This window comes from Bradyrhizobium sp. Ken51 (genome assembly GCF_055807435.1).
Window position 1 is genome coordinate 1 of the sequence record NZ_JBVVPB010000093.1, and the last position, 3,035, is coordinate 3,035.

The window sequence follows — 3,035 nt, forward strand, 5'->3', positions numbered from 1 at the left end:
CGCAGTACGAAAAAATGCGCCGTGTCCGGACTGACGTCATTCAGGCGGAGGCACGAAAAAACGGACTGCGTTTCGATACGCACGGTACCGCCAAGACCGGCGCAAAAGTCGGCAACGAGCGTTCCTGAGCCGATCTGAGCTGGCTGAGCCAGTTCGCCGGACAGGAATTTGGATCGAAGGAGACTGAAGCTTGGCTCTGATGCAATGGTGGAGGTCTGCAACGGGCCAAAAGCACCGGTTTGGCGCGGATGCAAACTTCAGCAAGCGTTTAAGTGACCCAAAAGAGCGCTTCGCCTAATGGTTGTCCTCGTGGCGCGGCGGATTGCATGCAAACAGCGCGACGACAGATGAGACACTGTCATGAGATGGCCACTGGCGTATCCCGGGCGCAGTGTTTTCACCAGCCAGGGTCACAAGCGGTCATGGATCGGCTCCGGCGGCTTCGATGAGGTTCTTGGCCGCTTCGTACCGATTGGTCTTGGGATTTTCCATGATGCTGTTGAGAGATTTTGGTGTGTATTGCCCTGTCATACAAAAATGCATGATGACTTCCTCCTCTCGAGGAATGTTCGAAAATTAAGGGTTTGCTAACGCGACATGCCGCGACCATCCTAAGCGGGTTTCTTCGTTCGGGCCGCGGGGCGCGGCCGCGGTTGCAGATGTCAACGGCCTGCCAAATAGAGCTGATAGCTGGAGCTCCATGAGCGCGCGTCATGTCGGCCGTAGGGCAAACCGGACGCCGATCTAACTTGGCGTCTGCCGCAGCTTTTGACCCAGTTCGGACGTTGAGCCTAGCCGAAGAAGGTGCGGCATGCTTTGATCTGCGGAGCTGAACTCGTCTGAGGTTCCTACGTGACAAAGGAGCACCTGCAGCGTCGACTTGCGGCTATTCTGGCGGCGGACGTCGCCGGGTACAGTCGCTTGATGGGTTCAGATGAGGAAGGCACGCTGACCCAGATTAAATCGCTCAGGAAGAACCTTATTGATCCAACTATCACCGCCCATCGCGGACGGATGGTAAAAACCACGGGCGATGGCATGTTGGTCGAATTCGCAAGCGTGGTTGACGCCGCGAGGGGGGCCGCTGAAATTCAGCGAGCCATGGCGGCGCAAAACATCAGTGTGCCGCAGCACAAGCGGATCGAATTTCGTATCGGCATTCACGTTGGCGACATCATCATCGACGAGAACGACATTTTCGGCGACGGCGTCAATATCGCGGCCCGTCTCGAAGGGATTGCCGAACCGGGGGGCATCTGCGTCTCAGATGACGCGCAACGCCAAATTCGCGGCAAAGCCGGGCTGGCGTTCGACGAAATGGGCCTGCAGTCGCTGAAGAACATTGCCGAGCCGATGCTCACTTGGCGGCTCCTGATCGACGACAAGCTTTCGTCGATATCCAAGCACGCTGAGACCCCGCTAAGGCCTGACCTGCCCGATAAACCCTCGATCGCTGTGTTGCCGTTCCAGAATATGTCTGGAGATCCAGAACAGGAATATTTTGCCGATGGCATAGTCGAAGAGATCATTACCGCACTCTCCCGCTTCAAGTCGCTTTTCGTGATCGCCCGCAACTCGAGTTTCACCTACAAGGGCAAAGCTGTCGATATCAAACAGCTGGGGCGTGAACTTGGGGTCCGTTACGTCGTCGAGGGTAGTGTGCGCAAGGGGGCGGGGACGCTTCGCATCACAGGCCAGTTGATCGATGCGACGACGGGTGCACACCTCTGGGCGGATCGTTTCGAGGGTAGACTAGACGACGTCTTCGCTCTGCAGGACATGATCACCGAAGGCGTAGTCTCCGCTATTGAGCCGACCGTACAGAAGGCCGAGATCGAGCTGGCGGCGCGGCGTCGACCAGCCAACCTCAGTGCGTACGACCTCTGCCTCCGCGCGCAGCCACATTTCCACTCAATGACCCATGAAGGGCTCGCCGAAGCGCTCCGGCTGAGCGAACGCGCATTGGAGATCGACCCCAACTATGGGTTTGCCGCCCATCTGGCGGGTAGCTGCCACGCGCTCAGAATAGCGCAGGGTTGGGCCAATGACTTGAACCGCGAGATGGCGGAAACGACACGGCTTTTTTCGTTGGCGCTCAGTATCGACGAACATGATCCCGACTTCCTGGCCAGCGTCGGTTTTGTGACCTCTTATCTGACAGAGGACTTTCCCACTGCGGCGGAAATGGTGGACCGTGCGGTCGTTCTCAATCCGAATTCGGCTCTTGCATGGAACATGCGAGGGTATGCCTACCTGTTTGGGGGAAAGGCCGCGGAGGCCGTTCGAAGTTTTGAAAAGACGGTTCGCTTGAATCCGCTCGACCCTATGCTTTTCCTGGCGCTTGCGCCCATGGGAATTGCGTTGATCGAGCTTCGGCGCTTCGACGATGCGGTCGCTGTTGCGAGGAAAGCCGCTCGTCAAAACCAGACCTATGCGACGACCTATCGCTGCCTTGCATCGGCCTTGGCTCATCTGGAATGTGAGGCCGAAGTGAAGCAGGCGGTTGCCCACCTATTGGCGATCGAACCGAATTTTCGAGTTTCGGAATGGTTGAAACGTGGCGCCCAGTGGCACCGGCATAACCGTTTGACGATCGAGGGCATCCGCAAGGCGGGACTGCCGGAATGACTCACGTCGGGGGGCTATCATCTCCTCCGAGCAGAACAAGTGGCTTTTTGGCCCTAAGCCGAAGAGCGGTTGAACACCTGTCACGTCGGCTGTCAGAGGCAAACCGGACGCCGGTCCCGCTTTTGAGTCCACCGCCGCTTGCGACCCAACTCAGACACAACAAAAAAGCCCCGGCATGCCGGGGCTTTGGTTTGCCAAGGTGGGGGCGATCAGTATCTGGCCGCGACCGGGGCGCCGTATCCACCGAAACGGTAATTCAACCGAAGCGTGACCATGTCCACATCCTGACTGATCCCACCGCCGGTGAGGACAAGCCCTCCGGGAGTGACTACGCCTGCGAAGCCGGCGTTGTCACGCCCCATCCAGAGATGGTCGTATTCGATACCGAACGACCAATTGGGCGTGAA

General features: G+C 58.1%; 2 protein-coding genes and 1 pseudogene. 1 reads left to right on the forward strand and 2 read right to left on the reverse strand.

Annotation, left to right across the window (positions count from 1 at the left end):
- Nucleotides 1–420: 420 nt before the first annotated feature.
- On the reverse strand, nucleotides 421–543 hold the full coding sequence (locus AC0L27_RS40840) for a hypothetical protein (protein ID WP_275169710.1): 123 nt from the start codon (nucleotides 541–543) through the stop codon (nucleotides 421–423).
- A gap of 309 nt (nucleotides 544–852) precedes the next feature.
- On the opposite strand from AC0L27_RS40840, the gene AC0L27_RS40845 reads away from it, so the two are divergent.
- Nucleotides 853–2,628: an adenylate/guanylate cyclase domain-containing protein gene (locus tag AC0L27_RS40845; RefSeq protein WP_473323715.1), complete on the forward strand. Its 1,776-nt coding sequence runs from the start codon at nucleotides 853–855 to the stop codon at nucleotides 2,626–2,628.
- Nucleotides 2,629–2,837: 209 nt separating this feature from the next.
- Here AC0L27_RS40845 and AC0L27_RS40850 read toward each other — a convergent pair.
- A pseudogene (locus tag AC0L27_RS40850) lies at nucleotides 2,838–3,035 on the reverse strand (hypothetical protein); the annotation flags it as partial.

What these genes read in the sequence shown, in the direction of transcription:
- AC0L27_RS40840 (WP_275169710.1), bottom strand. Translation starts at nt 543, where the DNA reads ATGCATTTTTGTATGACAGGGCAATACACACCAAAATCTCTCAACAGC.